The sequence below is a fragment of the Hyphococcus aureus genome (genome assembly GCF_042643165.1).
In the GTDB taxonomy this organism is placed as follows: domain Bacteria; phylum Pseudomonadota; class Alphaproteobacteria; order Caulobacterales; family Parvularculaceae; genus Hyphococcus; species Hyphococcus aureus.
In genome coordinates this window covers 448,318-464,427 of the sequence record NZ_JBHRSH010000001.1, presented here as the reverse complement: position 1 = coordinate 464,427, position 16,110 = coordinate 448,318, and the positions used below count along the sequence as shown (strand labels likewise).

The 16,110-nt window shown below is 57.9% G+C and carries 14 protein-coding genes and 1 tRNA gene; 6 read left to right on the top strand and 9 right to left on the bottom strand.

Annotated features, from left to right (window positions below):
* Positions 1–25 precede the first annotated feature (25 nt).
* The 3 genes from ACFOOP_RS02065 to acnA form a co-directional block, all read right to left on the bottom strand.
* On the bottom strand, positions 26–928 hold the full coding sequence (locus tag ACFOOP_RS02065) for a glycosyltransferase (protein ID WP_379879204.1): 903 nt from the start codon (positions 926–928) through the stop codon (positions 26–28).
* Positions 925–1,728, bottom strand: a complete 804-nt coding sequence (locus tag ACFOOP_RS02060) for a hypothetical protein (RefSeq protein ID WP_379879203.1) — start codon at positions 1,726–1,728, stop codon at positions 925–927. Before ACFOOP_RS02060 ends, ACFOOP_RS02065 begins: the two co-directional genes overlap by 4 nt.
* 127 nt (positions 1,729–1,855) lie before the next feature.
* Positions 1,856–4,531 (bottom strand): aconitate hydratase AcnA, encoded by a 2,676-nt coding sequence (gene acnA, locus ACFOOP_RS02055; RefSeq protein ID WP_379879202.1) that lies wholly within the window; start codon positions 4,529–4,531, stop codon positions 1,856–1,858.
* A 189-nt stretch (positions 4,532–4,720) separates the two neighbouring features.
* Here acnA and ACFOOP_RS02050 point away from each other — a divergent pair, with 189 nt between their 5' ends.
* Complete coding sequence (locus ACFOOP_RS02050; RefSeq protein ID WP_379879201.1) at positions 4,721–5,242, top strand: invasion associated locus B family protein; 522 nt, start codon at positions 4,721–4,723, stop codon at positions 5,240–5,242.
* A gap of 19 nt (positions 5,243–5,261) precedes the next feature.
* Here ACFOOP_RS02050 and gor read toward each other — a convergent pair whose 3' ends face one another.
* The 4 genes from gor to glmU all read right to left on the bottom strand — a co-directional run bounded on the left by gor (position 5,262) and on the right by glmU (position 9,322).
* Positions 5,262–6,647 carry a glutathione-disulfide reductase gene (gene gor, locus ACFOOP_RS02045; RefSeq protein WP_379879200.1) on the bottom strand — a complete coding sequence of 462 codons (1,386 nt, stop codon included), beginning with the start codon at positions 6,645–6,647 and terminating at the stop codon, positions 5,262–5,264.
* Entirely contained in the window at positions 6,644–7,174 is a 531-nt protein-coding gene (locus tag ACFOOP_RS02040) for a hypothetical protein (RefSeq protein ID WP_379879199.1), read from the bottom strand. The genes gor and ACFOOP_RS02040 overlap by 4 nt, the downstream gene beginning before the upstream one ends.
* A 93-nt stretch (positions 7,175–7,267) precedes the next feature.
* Complete coding sequence (gene rpiA, locus ACFOOP_RS02035) at positions 7,268–7,966, bottom strand: ribose-5-phosphate isomerase RpiA (RefSeq protein WP_379879198.1); 699 nt, start codon at positions 7,964–7,966, stop codon at positions 7,268–7,270.
* A 6-nt stretch (positions 7,967–7,972) separates the two neighbouring features.
* The gene (gene glmU / locus ACFOOP_RS02030) at positions 7,973–9,322 is read right to left on the bottom strand and encodes a bifunctional UDP-N-acetylglucosamine diphosphorylase/glucosamine-1-phosphate N-acetyltransferase GlmU (RefSeq protein ID WP_379879197.1); all 1,350 of its coding nucleotides are present in this window, start codon (positions 9,320–9,322) and stop codon (positions 7,973–7,975) included.
* 102 nt (positions 9,323–9,424) lie between these two features.
* Here glmU and ACFOOP_RS02025 point away from each other — a divergent pair, with 102 nt between their 5' ends.
* Positions 9,425–10,126 carry an HAD-IA family hydrolase gene (locus tag ACFOOP_RS02025; RefSeq protein ID WP_379879196.1) on the top strand — a complete coding sequence of 234 codons (702 nt, stop codon included), beginning with the start codon at positions 9,425–9,427 and terminating at the stop codon, positions 10,124–10,126.
* On the opposite strand, the gene ACFOOP_RS02020 is transcribed toward ACFOOP_RS02025, so the two are convergent.
* Positions 10,123–10,323 carry a hypothetical protein gene (locus ACFOOP_RS02020; RefSeq protein WP_379879195.1) on the bottom strand — a complete coding sequence of 67 codons (201 nt, stop codon included), beginning with the start codon at positions 10,321–10,323 and terminating at the stop codon, positions 10,123–10,125. The two genes, ACFOOP_RS02025 and ACFOOP_RS02020, sit on opposite strands and share 4 nt — an antisense overlap.
* 230 nt (positions 10,324–10,553) lie before the next feature.
* Between ACFOOP_RS02020 and ACFOOP_RS02015 the strand changes: the two genes are divergently transcribed.
* Complete coding sequence (locus ACFOOP_RS02015) at positions 10,554–11,222, top strand: helix-turn-helix domain-containing protein (RefSeq protein ID WP_379879194.1); 669 nt, start codon at positions 10,554–10,556, stop codon at positions 11,220–11,222.
* 16 nt (positions 11,223–11,238) lie between these two features.
* Here ACFOOP_RS02015 and ACFOOP_RS02010 read toward each other — a convergent pair whose 3' ends face one another.
* Entirely contained in the window at positions 11,239–14,016 is a 2,778-nt protein-coding gene (locus ACFOOP_RS02010; RefSeq protein WP_379879193.1) for a hybrid sensor histidine kinase/response regulator, read from the bottom strand.
* A gap of 158 nt (positions 14,017–14,174) precedes the next feature.
* Here ACFOOP_RS02010 and ACFOOP_RS02005 point away from each other — a divergent pair, with 158 nt between their 5' ends.
* The 3 genes from ACFOOP_RS02005 to ACFOOP_RS01995 all read left to right on the top strand — a co-directional run bounded on the left by ACFOOP_RS02005 (position 14,175) and on the right by ACFOOP_RS01995 (position 15,951).
* Positions 14,175–15,365, top strand: a complete 1,191-nt coding sequence (locus ACFOOP_RS02005; protein ID WP_379879192.1) for an ATP-binding response regulator — start codon at positions 14,175–14,177, stop codon at positions 15,363–15,365.
* A 64-nt stretch (positions 15,366–15,429) separates the two neighbouring features.
* Positions 15,430–15,504: transfer RNA gene (locus tag ACFOOP_RS02000), tRNA-Val, on the top strand.
* Positions 15,505–15,705: 201 nt separating this feature from the next.
* Positions 15,706–15,951 (top strand): hypothetical protein, encoded by a 246-nt coding sequence (locus ACFOOP_RS01995; protein ID WP_379879191.1) that lies wholly within the window; start codon positions 15,706–15,708, stop codon positions 15,949–15,951.
* Positions 15,952–16,110: the final 159 nt, after the last annotated feature.

Below are 16,110 nucleotides of genomic sequence, written 5' to 3'. Positions count from 1 at the left end.
GAGATTCACCTAACCGGCCCTCCGGCTAGATGTGGGCGCGGACTCCCCCGACGCAAAGCGCCGCAACGGGATTCCGCCGTGGCGTTTGCGCCATAATACCGCGGGTGAGCCAGTTATCATCGCGATTGTAATAATTGAGTCTCGCCTGAACGCAGGCGAGTTTTTCATCGGCGTCATGAAAAGCGGCGGCGGCTTTTTTAAGCTGGCACGGCTCTGGCTGATCTTCCGCGTCATAAATAACGATTAGGTCGCCATCCGCCAGTTGCAGGCCGATATTACAGGCCTTCGGCTTTGTGCGTGGTTCGCAATTCGGAACAACAATGATGTGGTATCGCCGGCCAAGACCGAGCCTTTTGGCTTCCTTGATTGTGGCGTGATCGTCTTCTTCCAGAAGCAGCTTCACGTCTTTCTTACGCTCAGGGTAGTCGAGTGCGTCTACATGTTGCGCCAGTATGGGCAACGCCGCTGCATCACGATAAAGCGGCAATAAAATCGTAATGACTGGCAGGTCTTCATCCTTGGGGGTGTATCGTGGAGCTGATCTGATTTTTTCACTCCATCCCACGATGAGCAGCCAGAAACGGAACACGATGGCCGCCGTAAAATAAAGTGCGGTCACGGCGTTGAAGGCAATAAAGGCAGGGAGAGGCCATCGTAATATTAGCGCCGCTGTCATGCATAAAATTGCGCAGGCTAATATTCCCTGGCGGCGGGTGAGCAGTTGCTTTGCAGATTCTTCGGGCCGCGCATAGGCGAGGCTGTTAACCGCATGGTTGAGCATTGCGGGCGGCGGGGTAAATATCTCTGCAAAGGGAGCGTTTGGCGCAGCGAGCGATACGACATTGTCGGATGATCGGGCCGGGCCGGGCTTGCGAGAGCCATCGTTGTCAGCGGTTTTTAGAGACCGGTCTGTCCGGGGCGGCGTCAAAACGCGCTCCATAGTCCGATAAAATATGTCCGGCCGCGCGCAAGATTTCTGTCCACAACCTCTTCGGTGACGCCGGCTTGAACAGCCCAACGACGGTTAAACCGGTAAACGACTGACGGCTTGATTTTGACAATGTCGTAATCAGCCCCGCCATCACTTTCATTTCTCATGGAAACCGCCGCAAAGGTTTCCAGGAGCAGCACCCAGTGTTTTCCGGGCTCGACGCCGATGGTCACCTGGGTTCTTAGCAGGTCGGCGTTCTCGCCGAAGCGTTTTCGAAAACCGGCCTCGCCCGCAACGAATATTTTGACAGGCTCAAACATCACATTGCGTCCATAGAGCCCCGCCAGTTCCAGATCGGCGCCGCCGGACTCGAGATCGCTGCGGGCGCCCGATTGAAACGCCGCCGGCTTTCCCGCAGAGAGCTTTACGGAAGCGGCGTGTTTGATGGTGCGCAGAAACTGATATTGCGCATAGCCTTCAATTTCCGAAAAGCCGCTGTCGCTGAAGGCGCCGGCGCTATTGGTGAGCCACGAGGTTCCGTAAACCGCCTTGCCGCCAATGGTGATGTCTTCGGTCAGGCCGAATTCGAGATAGGTGTCATTTTCGAGACTTTCAAAAAATCCGCCCTTGGGATCCTGTGAAGAAATATCTGAGCGGAAATAATTTATGCCGCTGATGACGAGAATTTCGCCGTCAAGGCGCGCCCAGGGCGACGCCAAAGCTGGGCTGCCGGAAAACGCCAACAGCAAGAACGCAATCGCGCCGCCTGAAAGTTTGATTGCGGCCCCGCTCCGCATATCCCCGCCCTTCTGGCTGTCTTGTCTGGAACTATTCCAGAAACAGGGAGGCGAGGCTAGTGTTGAGCAAATAAAAAGGCCTGACCGTAAATTAGGTCAGGCCGTTTTGCTTTTGATTTTGTTTGTTTTACGCCGCCAGATTGCGGATAACGTAATGCAAAATGCCGCCATGACGGAAATAGTCGAGCTCATCCGCTGTATCGATGCGCACAAGAACGTCAACATCCTTGGTTTCGCCATTAGCGAATTTGACCGAGACGGTGAGATTGGTTCTGGGCTCGATCTTGTCGACATTATGGATCGTGACTTCTTCATCGCCGGTAAGGCCAAGCGATTCCCAGCTGTCGCCTTCTTTGAATTGCAGCGGCAAGACGCCCATGCCGATGAGGTTTGAGCGGTGGATGCGTTCAAAGCTCTGGGCGATGACAGCGCGTACGCCGAGAAGGATGGTGCCCTTCGCCGCCCAGTCGCGCGAGGAGCCGGTGCCGTATTCTTTGCCCGCAAAAACCACGCTCGGCGTATTCGCAGCTTTGTATTTCATGGCTGCATCATAGATCGGCATGGTTTCGCCGGTGCCTACATATTTCGTCACGCCGCCCTCGGTGCCCGGAACCATCTGGTTCTTGATGCGGATATTGGCGAAGGTGCCGCGCATCATGACTTCGTGGTTGCCGCGGCGCGAGCCATAGGAGTTGAATTCCTGAACCGGAACCTGATGGGATTTCAGATACGCGCCGGCCGGACTATCTTCCTTGATGGCGCCGGCGGGTGAAATGTGGTCGGTCGTGATCGAGTCGCCAAAGAGCGCGAGCACGCGGGCGCTGTTGATCGGTTCGACCGGTTTCGGCTCTTTGGTCATGCCTTCGAAATAGGGCGGGTTCGCGACATAGGTCGAAGCGGGCCAGCGATAGGTCTGGCCGTCGCCGGCGTCGATCGCCTGCCATTTCTCATCGCCCTTGAAGACGTCGGCGTAGCGTTCGGCGAACATTTTCGCCGTGACATTTTCGCGAACGACTTCTGCGATTTCCTTGTTGGATGGCCAGATGTCTTTCAGGAAGACGTCCTTGCCGTCCTTGTCCTGGCCGAGCGGATCGGTCGTCAGGTTCACGTTCATGGTGCCTGCAATCGCATAGGCGACGACGAGCGGCGGCGAAGCGAGGAAGTTGGCGCGCACATCCTGTGAGATGCGGCCTTCAAAATTCCGGTTGCCTGAAAGCACGGAGGCGACGGCAAGATCGTTTTCATTGATGGTTTGCGAAATGGCCTCGGGAAGAGGGCCAGAGTTGCCGATGCAGGTCGTGCAGCCATAGCCGACGAGATTGAAGCCGAGCGCGTCAAGATCGTCGGTGAGGTTCGCTGCATCGAGATAATCAGTCACCACCTGACTGCCGGGCGCAAGCGATGTCTTCACCCAGGGCTTCACCGTGAGCCCGCGCGCATGAGCGTTGCGCGCGACGAGGCCGGCGGCGATCAGGACGGACGGGTTCGAGGTGTTGGTGCAGGATGTGATGGCGGCGACAGCGACATCGCCATGGCCGAGATCGAATTTTTCTCCGGCCACTGGAAAGCGCTTTTTGGCTTCGTCCGCCTTGCCATATTCCTTGTCGAGAGCGGCGGCGAACCCTTGCGGGGCTTTAGCGAGATCGATTCGGTCCTGCGGGCGTTTCGGCCCGGCGATGGAGGGGATGACGGATGTCAGGTCAAGTTCAAGCGTATCGGTGAAGACCGGGTCCGGCGTGTCTTTTGAGCGCCACATGCCCTGTTCTTTTGCATAGGCTTCGACCAGCGCAACGCGCTCGTCGGAACGGCCCGTCGCTTTGAGGTAACGCAGGGTTTCCTCATCAACCGGGAAGAAGCCGCAGGTGGCGCCATATTCCGGCGCCATATTGGCGATGGTCGCCTGGTCTTCGAGGGCGAGATGGTCGAGGCCCGGTCCGTAAAACTCCACGAACTTGCCGACGACGCCTTTCTTGCGCAGCATTTCGACGATGACGAGAACGAGGTCGGTCGCCGTCGCGCCTTCGGGCAGTTTGCCGGTGAGTTTGAAGCCGATCACTTCAGGGATAAGCATGGAGACGGGCTGGCCGAGCATCGCCGCTTCGGCTTCGATGCCGCCGACACCCCAGCCGAGAACGGAAAGACCGTTGACCATGGTGGTGTGGCTGTCAGTGCCCACAAGCGTATCGGGATAGGCGTAGGTCTCGCCTTTATAGTCGGCGGTCCAGACGGTCTGCGCCAGATATTCAAGATTGACCTGGTGACAGATACCGGTCCCCGGCGGCACGACGCGGAAATTGTCGAACGCGCCCTGGCCCCATTTCAGAAACTGGTAGCGTTCGGCGTTTCGTTCATATTCGCGATCGACGTTTTTCTTGAACGCGCCCGGCCCGCCGAAATAATCCACCATCACCGAGTGGTCGATGACGAGATCCACCGGCGCCAGCGGATTGATTTTTTCCGGGTCTTCACCGAGCGCTTTCATGGCGTCGCGCATGGCCGCGAGATCGACCACAGCGGGAACGCCGGTGAAATCCTGCATCAGCACGCGCGCCGGGCGGTAAGCGATTTCGCGGGTCGACTTGCCGGTTTTCAGCCAGTCTGCGAAGGCCTTGATGTCGTCTGTGGTGACGGAGCGGTCATCCTCAAATCTGAGGAGGTTTTCCAGCAGGACTTTCAGGGAGAAAGGCAGGCGGGAAATATCGCCGATCTGCTTCGACGCTTCGGCAAGGCTGTAATAAGCATAGGTCGCGCCGCCGGCGGAAAGCGTTTTCTTTGTCTTCAAGGAATCGCGTCCGGGTATCATCAAGTCTCTCCAGTAGGGTAAAAAGTCGTGAAATTCCGCGCCGTTATGGCGCAAGGCCTTGTGGCTTGCAATGCCGGGCAAAAAACTCCGGCCGGTCACTGTCGCGACAAATTTCGAACTATGTTATCAGCATGGAAAAGGTGGGATTTTCCGCCATGTGTCTATCTGCCTGAAGGGAGCCTCGCGTCCATGCCTCGTCTGTCCTTAGCCCTTGTTCTCGCCATGCTTTCCAGCCTTGCCGCGGTGTTTTCCACAAGCGCCGCTGTCGCCCAGCAGCCGGAAGCCAAAGCGACCTTTCGGGACTGGAGCGTCTTCGTGCGTGAAACTGACGGCGAAAAAATCTGTTTCGCGGCGACCGAGGCCACAGACAAGTCGCCGAAATCGGTCAATCACGGCGACGTGTTTTTTCTGATCGCCACCTGGAAATCGGGCGCCGCGAAAGAGCAACCCAGCCTGATGACCGGCTACGCCCTCAACACCAAGCCGGAACCGACGCTTCGAATTGGCTCCGACAAATGGGAAATGTATTCCTCCGAGAATGAGGCCTTCATAGAGGCGGCGAGCGAGGAGCAGCGTCTCATCCGCGCCATGCGTCAGGGAGCAGACATGCGCATCAGTGCGGTCTCTTCGCGCGGCACGGCGACGAGTTACGTGATTTCCCTGCGCGGGGTTTCGGCGGCGCTGGACCGCGCAAAGGCTGAGTGCCGTTAACGCGCAAAGACTAGCCCGCTTACGGCGTGTCCGAGGATGACGGTAAGAATTTCGTCTTTAACGTCACCAGTTCTTCGGCGATGGTCGGGTGCAGCGCCACCGTGTCGTCAAAGTCTTTTTTCTTCAGGCCCGCTTTCACAGCGATAGCGATGCACTGGATCATCTCCGCTGAATATTCGCCGACAATGTGACAGCCGAGAACGCGGTCGGTGTCGCCGTCGACAACGATTTTCATCAACACGCGCTCGCCCGATTCCGTCAGGATGTGTTTCATGGACCGGAACTCGGTCTTGTAGATGTCTACATTCTTGAACTCATGGCGCGCTTCATGTTCAGCGTAGCCCACCGAACCGACCGGCGGTTGTGAGAACACGGCTTTGGGAATGAAGCGGTAATCGGTTTCGGTGGGGTTGTTGTTGTAAAATGTTTCTGCGAAGGCGGCGCCCTCGCGGATCGCCACCGGCGTCAGGTTGACGCGATCGGTCACGTCGCCCACGGCGAAAATGCTGGGTACGGAGGATTGCGACTGGTCATTGACCTTGATGGCGCCGTTCTTGTCCGTTTCAACGCCGGCGTTTTCGAGGCCCAGTCCTTGGGTCACGGGTTTGCGGCCCACGGCCCAGAAAACGCAGTCCGTGTCGATGTGAACGCCGGTGGAGAGATGAAGGCGTTTCTGATCGCCATCCAGTTTTTCGATCTTGTCGAACACCGCCTGCGTGATGACGCGGATGCCCTGACGCTGCATTTCCTTGTGAACCTGTGTCGACACATCGGCGTCGAAATAGCGCAAAATATCTTCGCCGCGATAAACGAGGCAGACATCGGCGCCGAGCCCTTTGAAGATGCAGGCGAATTCAATCGCGATATAGCCGCCGCCCGCGACGACGACATGTTTGGGCAGTTCTTCCAGGTGAAACGCCTCGTTTGAGGTGATGCCAAGCTCGTGGCCCGGCACGGTTTCATCGACCCAGGGCGCGCCCCCGACGGCGACAAGGATGCGCTCGGCGGTGACGTCGCGGTTTTCCGCTTCGAGATGAACCGTATGCGCATCTTTTATCGTGGCGCGGGACTGGAAAATATCAGCGCCAGCGTTTTTCAAGTTACGGATATAGATCCCGTTGAGGCGGTCGATCTCCGCATCCTTGTTGGCGATCAGCTTCGACCAGTCAAAAGAGACATTATCCGCACTCCAGCCATACCCTTTTGCGTCCTGAAAGCCGTGGCCATATTCGCTGGCGTAAACGAGATATTTTTTTGGCACGCAGCCGCGAATGACACAGGTGCCGCCCACCCGGAATTCCTCCGCAACGCCGACTTTCGCTCCGTAGCTGGACGCAAGACGGGACGCGCGCACACCGCCGGAGCCGGCGCCGATGGTGAAGAGGTCGTAATCATACTTGGTCATGAGGAGCCTTGTTTTTCTTTTTCCGGTACGAACCCGATGCGGGTCTCGAAACGTTTGTCATTGAACTCGAGCACTTCAAGCTGGAAGGTGTTCAAGAATTCGCGATAGATCGCCTCGAAGACCGGCTCAAGCTTGTCGCTGTAATCAAGCGGGATGTGAATGATCGGCTGTTGCGCCACAAAAACATCAAAGCTGTCGCCGGTGACTTCAACGGAAAGCGCGGTTCGCAGCCAGAGCGCGCCTGAATCTTCCATATTCTTCATCGTGAGCGCGAGGCCGAACTGAACCGGCTCCAGCACGATCACTTCCCGGTGACGATAGCTGAACGCATCCTCTCCGTAATCCTTGCTCGGATCGAATGGGCCTTCAGGCGGAACGGCGGTCACGCAGTCGGAGGAGCAGCCGAGAAATTCGGGCAATCCGTTGACGACGGCCTCGCCAAAACCCTTGCAGCGCAACAGGTTTTCGAAGGCGGCGGCGCCGTAATCCTTGATCGCGTCCTGCAGTTTTTCAATGCGGGTGGTCATGAGGTCCAGTCCTGATACGAGGCCAACCTAACGCGGAGGCCGCGCAGGCGCAAAGACGAAACGGGAAGTCAAAAGATAAAGTCTAAGAGGCGTTCACGCGCTTGCGATGCTGATTCCGTCTTCATCGCCATAGATGACCATATCCGTCATGGCGCAGAAGAGACCGCATTCGAGAACGCCGGGAATGGCGGCGAGGGCTTTTTCGAGCGCTGCGGGATCGTCGATGCGGCCAAGTCTGGCGTCGATGATGAGATTGCCGCCATCTGTTTTCACCGGCGCGCCGTCATGCGCGCGCAGCTCCAGGGGCGCGCCGTCAAAACCGTTCTCAGAGAGCGTGCGCCGGAGCGCTGCAACGGTCAGCGCCCAGCTGTAAGGTGAAATTTCTATGGGCAGGGGAAAGGCGCCGAGCGCCGCCACGCGCTTTGACTTGTCGGCTATGACAATGAATTTCTTGGCTGCATGCGCGATGATCTTCTCGCGCAACAGCGCGGCGCCGCCGCCCTTGATTAGATTGAGCGACGGGTCGGCTTCATCGGCGCCGTCAACCGCGAGGTCGATGATCGTTGTTTCATTGGGTTCGATAATGCTGACGCCGAGCCTTTCGGCATGGGCGCGCGTAGCTTCCGATGTGGGCACACCGCGCAAATCCCAGCCATCAGCGACAAGAGCGCCGACAATATCGACAAAATGCGCCGCGGTGGAGCCGGTGCCGAGGCCAAGCGTCATGCCGCGTTCAATATGTTTGGCGGCTTCTTCGGCGGCGCGTTTCTTGCCTGCGTCCTTGTCCATCATCTCTTCCTATTTCTTTTTGTCTTTGTTGTTTTCATGAAAGCGCGCGGCCCAGCCCTTGATCGCCGTTTGCCGTCCGCGCGCGACCGCAAGGTCTCCGGGCGCGACGTCTTTCGTGACGACTGACCCTGATCCCACATAGGCGCCGTCGCCTATGGTCACGGGCGCGACAAGCGATGAGTTCGATCCGATGAACGCGCCTTTGCCGATTTTCGTTTTGTGCTTGTTATAGCCATCGTAATTACAGGTGATGGTTCCCGCGCCGATATTGGCCTCCGCACCCACTTCCGCGTCGCCGAGATAGGTGAGGTGGGAAACTTTCGCGCCGTCGCCGATAATCGCTTTCTTGATTTCAACGAAATTGCCGACTTTTGCGCCGGATTTCAGATCCGCGCCAGGGCGCAGGCGCGCGAATGGTCCGGCGCTCGCTCTGGCGGCGACGCTCGCGCCTTCGAGATGGGAGAAGGGTTTAATCTCGGCGCCGTCGCTGATGGTGACGCCGGGTCCAAACACGACATTTTGCCCGATGACAACATCCTTGCCGGTTTTTGTATCCCATGAGAAATAGACCGTTGACGGATCGGCGAGGGTGGTGCCGTTTTCCATGGCGGCCTTGCGCATGCGGTCTTGAAAGACGGCTTCCGCTTCAGCGAGTTCAACGCGCGAATTGACGCCAAGAACTTCTTCTGCACTCGCTTCGATAACGGCGCAGCTTTTGCGGTCCTTGCGGGCAAGCGCCACAATATCGGTGAGGTAATATTCTTTCTTGGCGTTCTTGTTGCCGATGTCTTTCAGGCGCTTTTGCAGGAAGGCGGCGTCGATCGCCATCACGCCGGAATTGCACAGGGTGATTTCAAGTTCTTCTTCATTGGCGTCTTTCGCTTCGACGATGGCGGAGAGGGCGCCCTTGTCGTCAAGTTTCAATCGCCCATAGGCGCCGGGATCGTCCGGCCGGAAACCGAGCACGGCGACGGCGGCGCCTTTTTCTATTTGGCGGGCGAGGGCGCGAAGGGTCGCCGGCGTCACCAGAGGTGTGTCGGCATAAAGAATGATCGCCGCTCCGGAGAAGCCTTCGAGCGACGGCAGGGCCTGCAGCACGGCGTGGCCCGTCCCTTGTGGCGGAGACTGAACCGCGACAGTCGCGTCTTTCTGGATGGACTGCGCAAACGCGCCGACCTCCGGCGCGTGATCACCAATGACGACCGCCATGCGATCCGGGCTGAGGGCCGCCGCCGCATCCATGACATGGGCGATCATCGCCCGCCCGCCTATTTCGTGCATGACTTTCGGCAGGGCTGACTTCATTCGCGTGCCATGGCCTGCGGCGAGAATTATTGCGGCTGTCTTCTGGGCTTTCATCGTCGCGCTTTCATGTCTTTCTGGCGGTCTCGTCTATCATAAGGGCGACGAAACGGCCTATGGGGTCAGCCGGAATTGGCGCGATTCGGCGCCGGAAAAAGCGTGGAAGCGAAAACAGGCAAGGCTATGGCGGAAGATCTCAAGGGCGCGGCGCTACTTTTCGACTTGGACGGCACGCTGGTGGATACGGTTGAGGATCTCGCCGCCGCCATGAATCACGCCCTCGTCGAAGCGGGGCACGCCAGCGTCCCGACCAGTGAGGTTCGCCACCTTGTGGGGCATGGAGCCAGGCGCATGCTGATGCGCGGCTATGTGGTGAGCGCCGGCCGCGAGGCCGAGGCGGAGGAGCTCGACCTCGCCATGACCCGCTTTCTTGACCACTATCAGGCGAATATCGCCGTTCATTCACGCCCCTTCGACTATGCCATTGAAATGATCGAGGGTTTTCTGGCGCGGGGCGCGCGCGCCGCCATCTGCACCAACAAGCGCGAAGCCATGGCGCGGCTGCTGATCGAAACGCTCGGCGTTTCACATCTGTTTGACGCGATTGTGGGCGCCGATACGACGGCGGCGGCGAAGCCCGATCCGGCGCCCGTGCGCTTGTGTCTTGAAAAAACAAACGCCCGGCGGGCGGTCTTTATCGGCGACAGTGATACGGATATCCGCGCCGCGAAGGCCGCGGACCTACCCTGTTTCATTGCGGATTTCGGATATGGCCCGATAACCCTGGCCGCTGAGACGGCGGGGCTCTTTTCTCACTACCGGGAAGCATCCCGATTGATCGGCGCAGCGCTGCGGCCTTAACCGGCTTCAGCGCCCCCGAATTTGGTCGGCATGCCATTGATCATATTTGAGCGCAGGTCGGTGCGGGCTGATCGCATGGTCGAGACAAAGCCTTCGTCTTTCGTCTCCACCACCACGTCAAAGCCGCGTTTGCGCCAGAAATCCTGTATTTTTGCTGCGAGACGGTTCGCGCCGTCTTTGTCGCACAGGTCAGTCATTCCACTACCCCGATCTATGCATTGAACGTTTCCACGAAGCGAAGAATATAAGGCAAACTGATTTTTTCAAGCCTTATCCAAATATTTTTTATACCAGTCAGTTTCCGGAAAAAATCGTTATATTCTTACAGTTTGAGGCGTAAGGGGTGCGCCTTTTCCAGCCGCTGCGAAATTTTATAGCGCACCGAGACCAAATAATATAAGATATACTTATAAACGTGGAGAACCACATGGCGCTACCCCAGACCGCCCCCGCCGCCCGCTCCATCGGCGAGCGCATTCGCCAGGCCCGCAAGGCTCGCGGCATGAGCCAGTCAGACCTCGCCCTCAAGGTCGGGGTCAGCCAGCCCGCGATCGCCAATTGGGAAAGCGGCGTGCACGACCCGCGCCGCCTGACGCTGGCGAAACTCGCCGACGCCCTGGACTCGTCCCTCGATTGGCTTGCCGCCGGGGACCGGTCCTCTGCGGAAAGCGACAAGCACGCCGCCGCGGCTTATATCCGCCGTCCGGTTCGTCATGTCCCGGTCATCTCTTTGCGGGCCGCCTCCCTGCTGGCGCAGGATGCAAACGCCGATCCTCATGTGATGGCCGAGGATTATATCCCCGTCACGCTTGGGCCTTCGAAGCTTTTCGCCGTTTTTGTAAATGATCCTGCGGTTGATCTCGCATTCCTGCCGGATACGGTGGTGGTGATCGACTATGAAGACCGCACTCCCGATGATGGCGACTTCTGTCTGGCGCATGTGAACGAGACGCCGGTGCTTCGGCGGTGGCGCGGCGGCCGCGACGGCGCGGCGCGGCTTGAGCCCTGTTCGCGCGAAGACGGTCACCCGGTTATCGCCGTGACGCGCGCCGTGTCAGTCATCGGATGCGTTCGCGTTTCTATCCGTGTTCACTGATGACTGCGCAGCAGTGCTACGCGGCGATTTTTTGATACAGATTGATCGCCGCAGGAAGATCGCGCAGGGCCTCGCGATATATGTTCGCCGTGGTCTTGCATAGCGCGACAAGTTCCTTTGAAGAGGCGCCTTCTCGGGCTGCATGTTCGACTGCTGCGCAGGCTTCACCCAGCGCCCGTGCGCCGACATTGACGCTCATGGATTTGAGGGCATGGGCGGCTCGGGCGATTTGCTCTTTGTCTCCGGTTTTCAGATAGGCCCCCAGCGTGCGTAAACCGTCCCGGGAATGTTCTTCGAACAAGCGCAAGGCTCTGACAGGGAGATTGACGCCGGATGTCTGCATGGCGGCGATCTGATCGAGGACGGTGCGATCGAAGGCGAGCTCAGACTGGACAGCAATGGCCGCGGCGGCGTCTGCGTTATGCGTGCTCTCCGCCATATTGATGGGAGCCGTCACCTCTTCCTTGTCGGCGCCGCGCTCCAGATAGTTCGCGATGACAGCGCTCAGGGAATCGAGGGTGAAGGGTTTCGTCAGATAGTCATCCATACCGGCTCCGCGCCAGTCATCTTCCTTACCGGCGACGTGAGCGGTGAGTGCTATAACAGGCGTGCGCATCCGGCCTTTGTGTTTTTCAAAAGCGCGGAGCGCCATGGTGGCTTCAAACCCGTCCATCTCGGGCATGGAGCAATCCATCAGCACCAGGTCGAATTCCTGTTGTTGCGCAAGCGCAAGCGCTTCCTTGCCGTTCCCGGCGAGCGTGACCTGGAGGTTGAGGCGTGACAGCGCTTCTTGAACGACCTCGCGGTTGACGGCGCTGTCATCGGCGGCGAGCACATGCTGGCCCTTGAACACAAGATGACCGGCGCCGGCGCTTTCGGTGTTCACAAGCGCTGCTTTGCCGCGAAGCGTATCATCGAAGATGCGCCCGATCTGGGCCATGACTTCCTTGCGGGAAAGCGGCGCCAGGAGAATATCCTCGACAACGCCATTTTCGACGAGTTCATCCGGCGCCGTATCGCCTAGCTCGCAAACGCATATGCGTGCAGGAATCCACTGCGCTTTTCCTTCGCTGATCGTCTGCTGATACACATGATAAAACGCCGGTGATGCGAAGATCATGTCGGCGCAGGCGATATGCGCGCCGAAGTCCGCGCCTTTTTCGACGATATGCGGGATCACGCCGCTTTCGCGCAAGTAAAGCGCCAGCATTTTCGGGGTTGCGTCGCCGTCGATGGCGACGACGGCGCGTTTTTCGCCCTCAGCCTTGCGGATAAATGGCGGCGGAGAGAGCAGCTTTGTCTTCATACTGAAGAAAAAGCGTGAGCCTTTGCCGGGTTTGCTGGTGAGGCCGATGTCGCCCTGCATAGCTTCCACCAGTTTGCGGCAGATCGCGAGACCAAGACCGGTGCCGCCATAGCGGCGGGTCGTTGTTTGATCGGCTTGCGCAAAGGCTTCGAAAATCGCGGACTGTTTTTCCTTGGCAATGCCGACGCCCGTATCGGAAACTGAAAATTCGAGCACGCCTTCACCGCTGGCGGCTTCATCATGGCCGGCTTTCAATGACACGGAGACAACGACGTGGCCTTCTTCTGTGAATTTCAAGGCGTTATTGACCAGATTAGAAAGGACCTGGCTGATCCGCACAGGATCGCCCTCCACCACTTCCGGCGTATTCGCCGCAACATAAGCGGCGAGGTCAATATTGCTTGAGGCGGCGCGCTCCCAGAAAAGGCTGACCACATCGTCAAGAATATCAGCGGGGCGCACAGCTATCGTCTCGAGATCAAGACGCCCGGCCTCGATCTTGGAAAAATCAAGGATGTCGTTGATGATGGCGAGAAGGCTCTGCCCGGATTTTGCGATCACTTCTGCGTAGCGTTTGTGCCGCGGCGCCAGTTTCGCCTTGCTGAGCAGATCCGCCATGGCCAGCATGCCATTCATCGGCGTACGGATTTCGTGGCTCATTGTCGCGAGGAAGTCTGATTTCGCCATGTTTGCTGCTTCCGCCGACTCTTTCGCCTTACGCATTTCCTGCGTCCTGACGTCAACAGTTTTCTCCAGCGTGCGCTGATGGGTCAGCAGCTTGCTGTCGCGCTCTTGGATATGGTCGAGCATTGTGTTGAATGTGTCGACAAGTTGCGAAATTTCTTCATCTTCGACTTGTTTGGCCCGCATGGAAAAATCGCCGGATTCACGCACGCGACTCATGACTTTGGACAGGCTTAAAATAGGCTGCGTGATGGTGCGCTGCATTTTCAACGCGATCAATATGCCAATGCCGCCAGCGAAGGCGGCGGCGACGAAAGCGTCATATAACAACTGGCCAATACGTTCAGAAAGCGAATTGGTGTTTGCGTGCAGTGTCAGATATGCGATGGTTTCTCCACCACGAATGATCGGCACAGTTGCGGTGGCGGACCGTGATGTCAGCATTCCAAGGGCGGTGTTCTCCTCAAATAATTTAAGCCCGTCATTGTGAATTGTCGTGGCGCTGCCGAGTTCCACGAAGGTAACTTCGTCAGAAAGATTGACGCGGACATATTCAATGCTCGGAATGTAAGAAATGGCGCGCAGGGCGTTCAGGGTCGCCATCTTGTCTTGGGTGTAAACCGTTTCAGATATGGCGGTCGCGAAAATACTGGCCGATGCATATAGTTCCGCGCGCTTGCCGGCGCCGAACTGGTTCATTTCACGCAGCACCGAAGAGGCAGTCGCAATCGCAACGGCGCCAAAAATGGCGACGATGACAAGCGTGGTTAATCGACTGCGCAGGGTCTGCTTGCGCTTCGGCATGCTCAAAAGCCTCTTGCCCGCGGGGTTGCGAGACGTAAATCTAGACAGCAAATGCTTGAAATTTACTTTCTCACCAATCAATGAGAGCTGTTGGAAATCGCTTGTTAAGATAATTTTGCGTTAATCGGCTGTCGGACGTGCGGCTTTGTGCGTTGGATGTGGGAGATCTGCCAGTCGTGGATGCTGAGCGCAAAATCATACTTGCCGATGACGACGCGATCATGCGCGAGCTTGCCAGCGCAAAATTGCTGGAGGCCGGCTATCAGGTCGTGACCGCCTGTAACGGCGCCGAAGCGCTTAGCCTTCTCAAGAAGGAAGGCGCCGATATGGTCATTTCCGATCTGGACATGCCGGTGATGAATGGTTTCGAGCTGACGGAAGCCATCCGTAGCGACGCTGAGGTCGGGGAGACGCCAGTCATGGTCATCACGGCGAGCGACCGCGGCGACGCGGTCGATCGCGCATTTGCCGCCGGAGCAACATCGTTTCTGGCCAAGCCGATGAACTGGTCCTTGTTTCACCACGCTGTGAAGTTTGTGTTGCGCGCCAATGATGATCGCAAGGCGTTAAGGGCCGCGCGCGATCAGGCGGAGGCTGGCGCCAAGTTCAAGGACAGTCTGATGTCCGTGATGAGCCATGAGCTAAGAACGCCGCTTAATGCGATTATTGGGTTTGGCCAGATCATCGCCGACCAGTTTTCAAAACAGAATGACAATCTGCATAAAGAATATGCGGACTATATCGTCGATGGCGGGCGCCGGTTGTTGAACTCGGTATCGGATATGCTGCTTGCTTCGGATGCGCGTTCCGGCCCGATTGTGCTCAATGAAACCGATGTAAGCCTTGGCGTGCTGGTGGACGATGCGCTGGCCGGTGTGGAGAAGACCGTGCGTCTCGCCGAGGCGTCGGTTTCCCTGAAGTTGTGCTCGCGTGAGGTGGAGGTCTGTTGTGACCGGGCGCTTCTCTCCCGGGCGATCCGCAAGCTGGTGGATAATTCCGTTAAGTTCGGGCCCCGCGGCGTCGAGATCATTCTGGGGGCCGCACTCACCCGCCAGGGCGGTCTCGCTATTATGGTCAAGGATAATGGCCCTGGGATCAAAGCCGAGCGGATGGGAGAATTGACGGCGCCCTTCGCGCAACTTGACATGTCGCTGCGTCGTTCCCGGGAGGGGCTTGGCCTTGGATTGCCATTGGTCAAAGTTATCGCGGACGCCCATGGCGGGTCGTTCCGTATTGATTCCCGCCTGGACGAGGGCGCTCGGGCGATCATCATGATCCCTAAGGCCCGCGTCATGGCGATGTCGGCGACAAAAAACGCCGATTGTGAAGGCAGACAACAGGTCGCTTGACCCTCTTCGCCAAATGAGTATGAACAGCGTTTCTCCGGGATGCGAGTGATCGTCGTTCCGGAGAGGGCGCGTAGCTCAGCGGGAGAGCACTACGTTCACACCGTAGGGGTCACTGGTTCAATCCCAGTCGCGCCCACCATTTTTCTCTTTTATTTTTAAGAGTTTGTGGCCGTTGGCCAAGTGTGGAGATTTGGCAGTTGAAGACGGTTTGCCGACTCGGCGCCAAACCGTCCAAGGCTAAAGCGCGCTGCTTTTTTGAAAGGCAAAGTGATCACCGCAGTGTGTTCACCTCGTCTGACACATGGACTTAGAATTACCGCGTGCCGCGTGATACGTACGCGTGACCCATCCGGCCCTGCAGGGCGCTTTCGGTGGTTTCCAGTTCGGCCTGCCGGGTCGCTGCGCGGAAGCCATCATTTCCTTTGATAGCCTGTCGCGGCTGACGTCGCTGTCCCACGATCTCCCCGGACGACGCACGACCACGACCTGGAACTACGCCTATAAAGCTGCATGCCAGATCGTGAAGGTAAGCCCAGGTAACGGTCTGTTCGACTGGGTTCCGGGGGCGGACTTCACCAACGCTTAGGCCGACAAAGGACTTAATCAGTACACGTTGGCGGCGGGCGCGGCGGGACGAATATATCGCGCGGCAACACGACTGACATTTCGGCGGAGGAGTACGATTACAATTCCCGCAACCAGATGATGGCGTTGACGAGCGGCCGTGATGCGCTGAGTTACGATT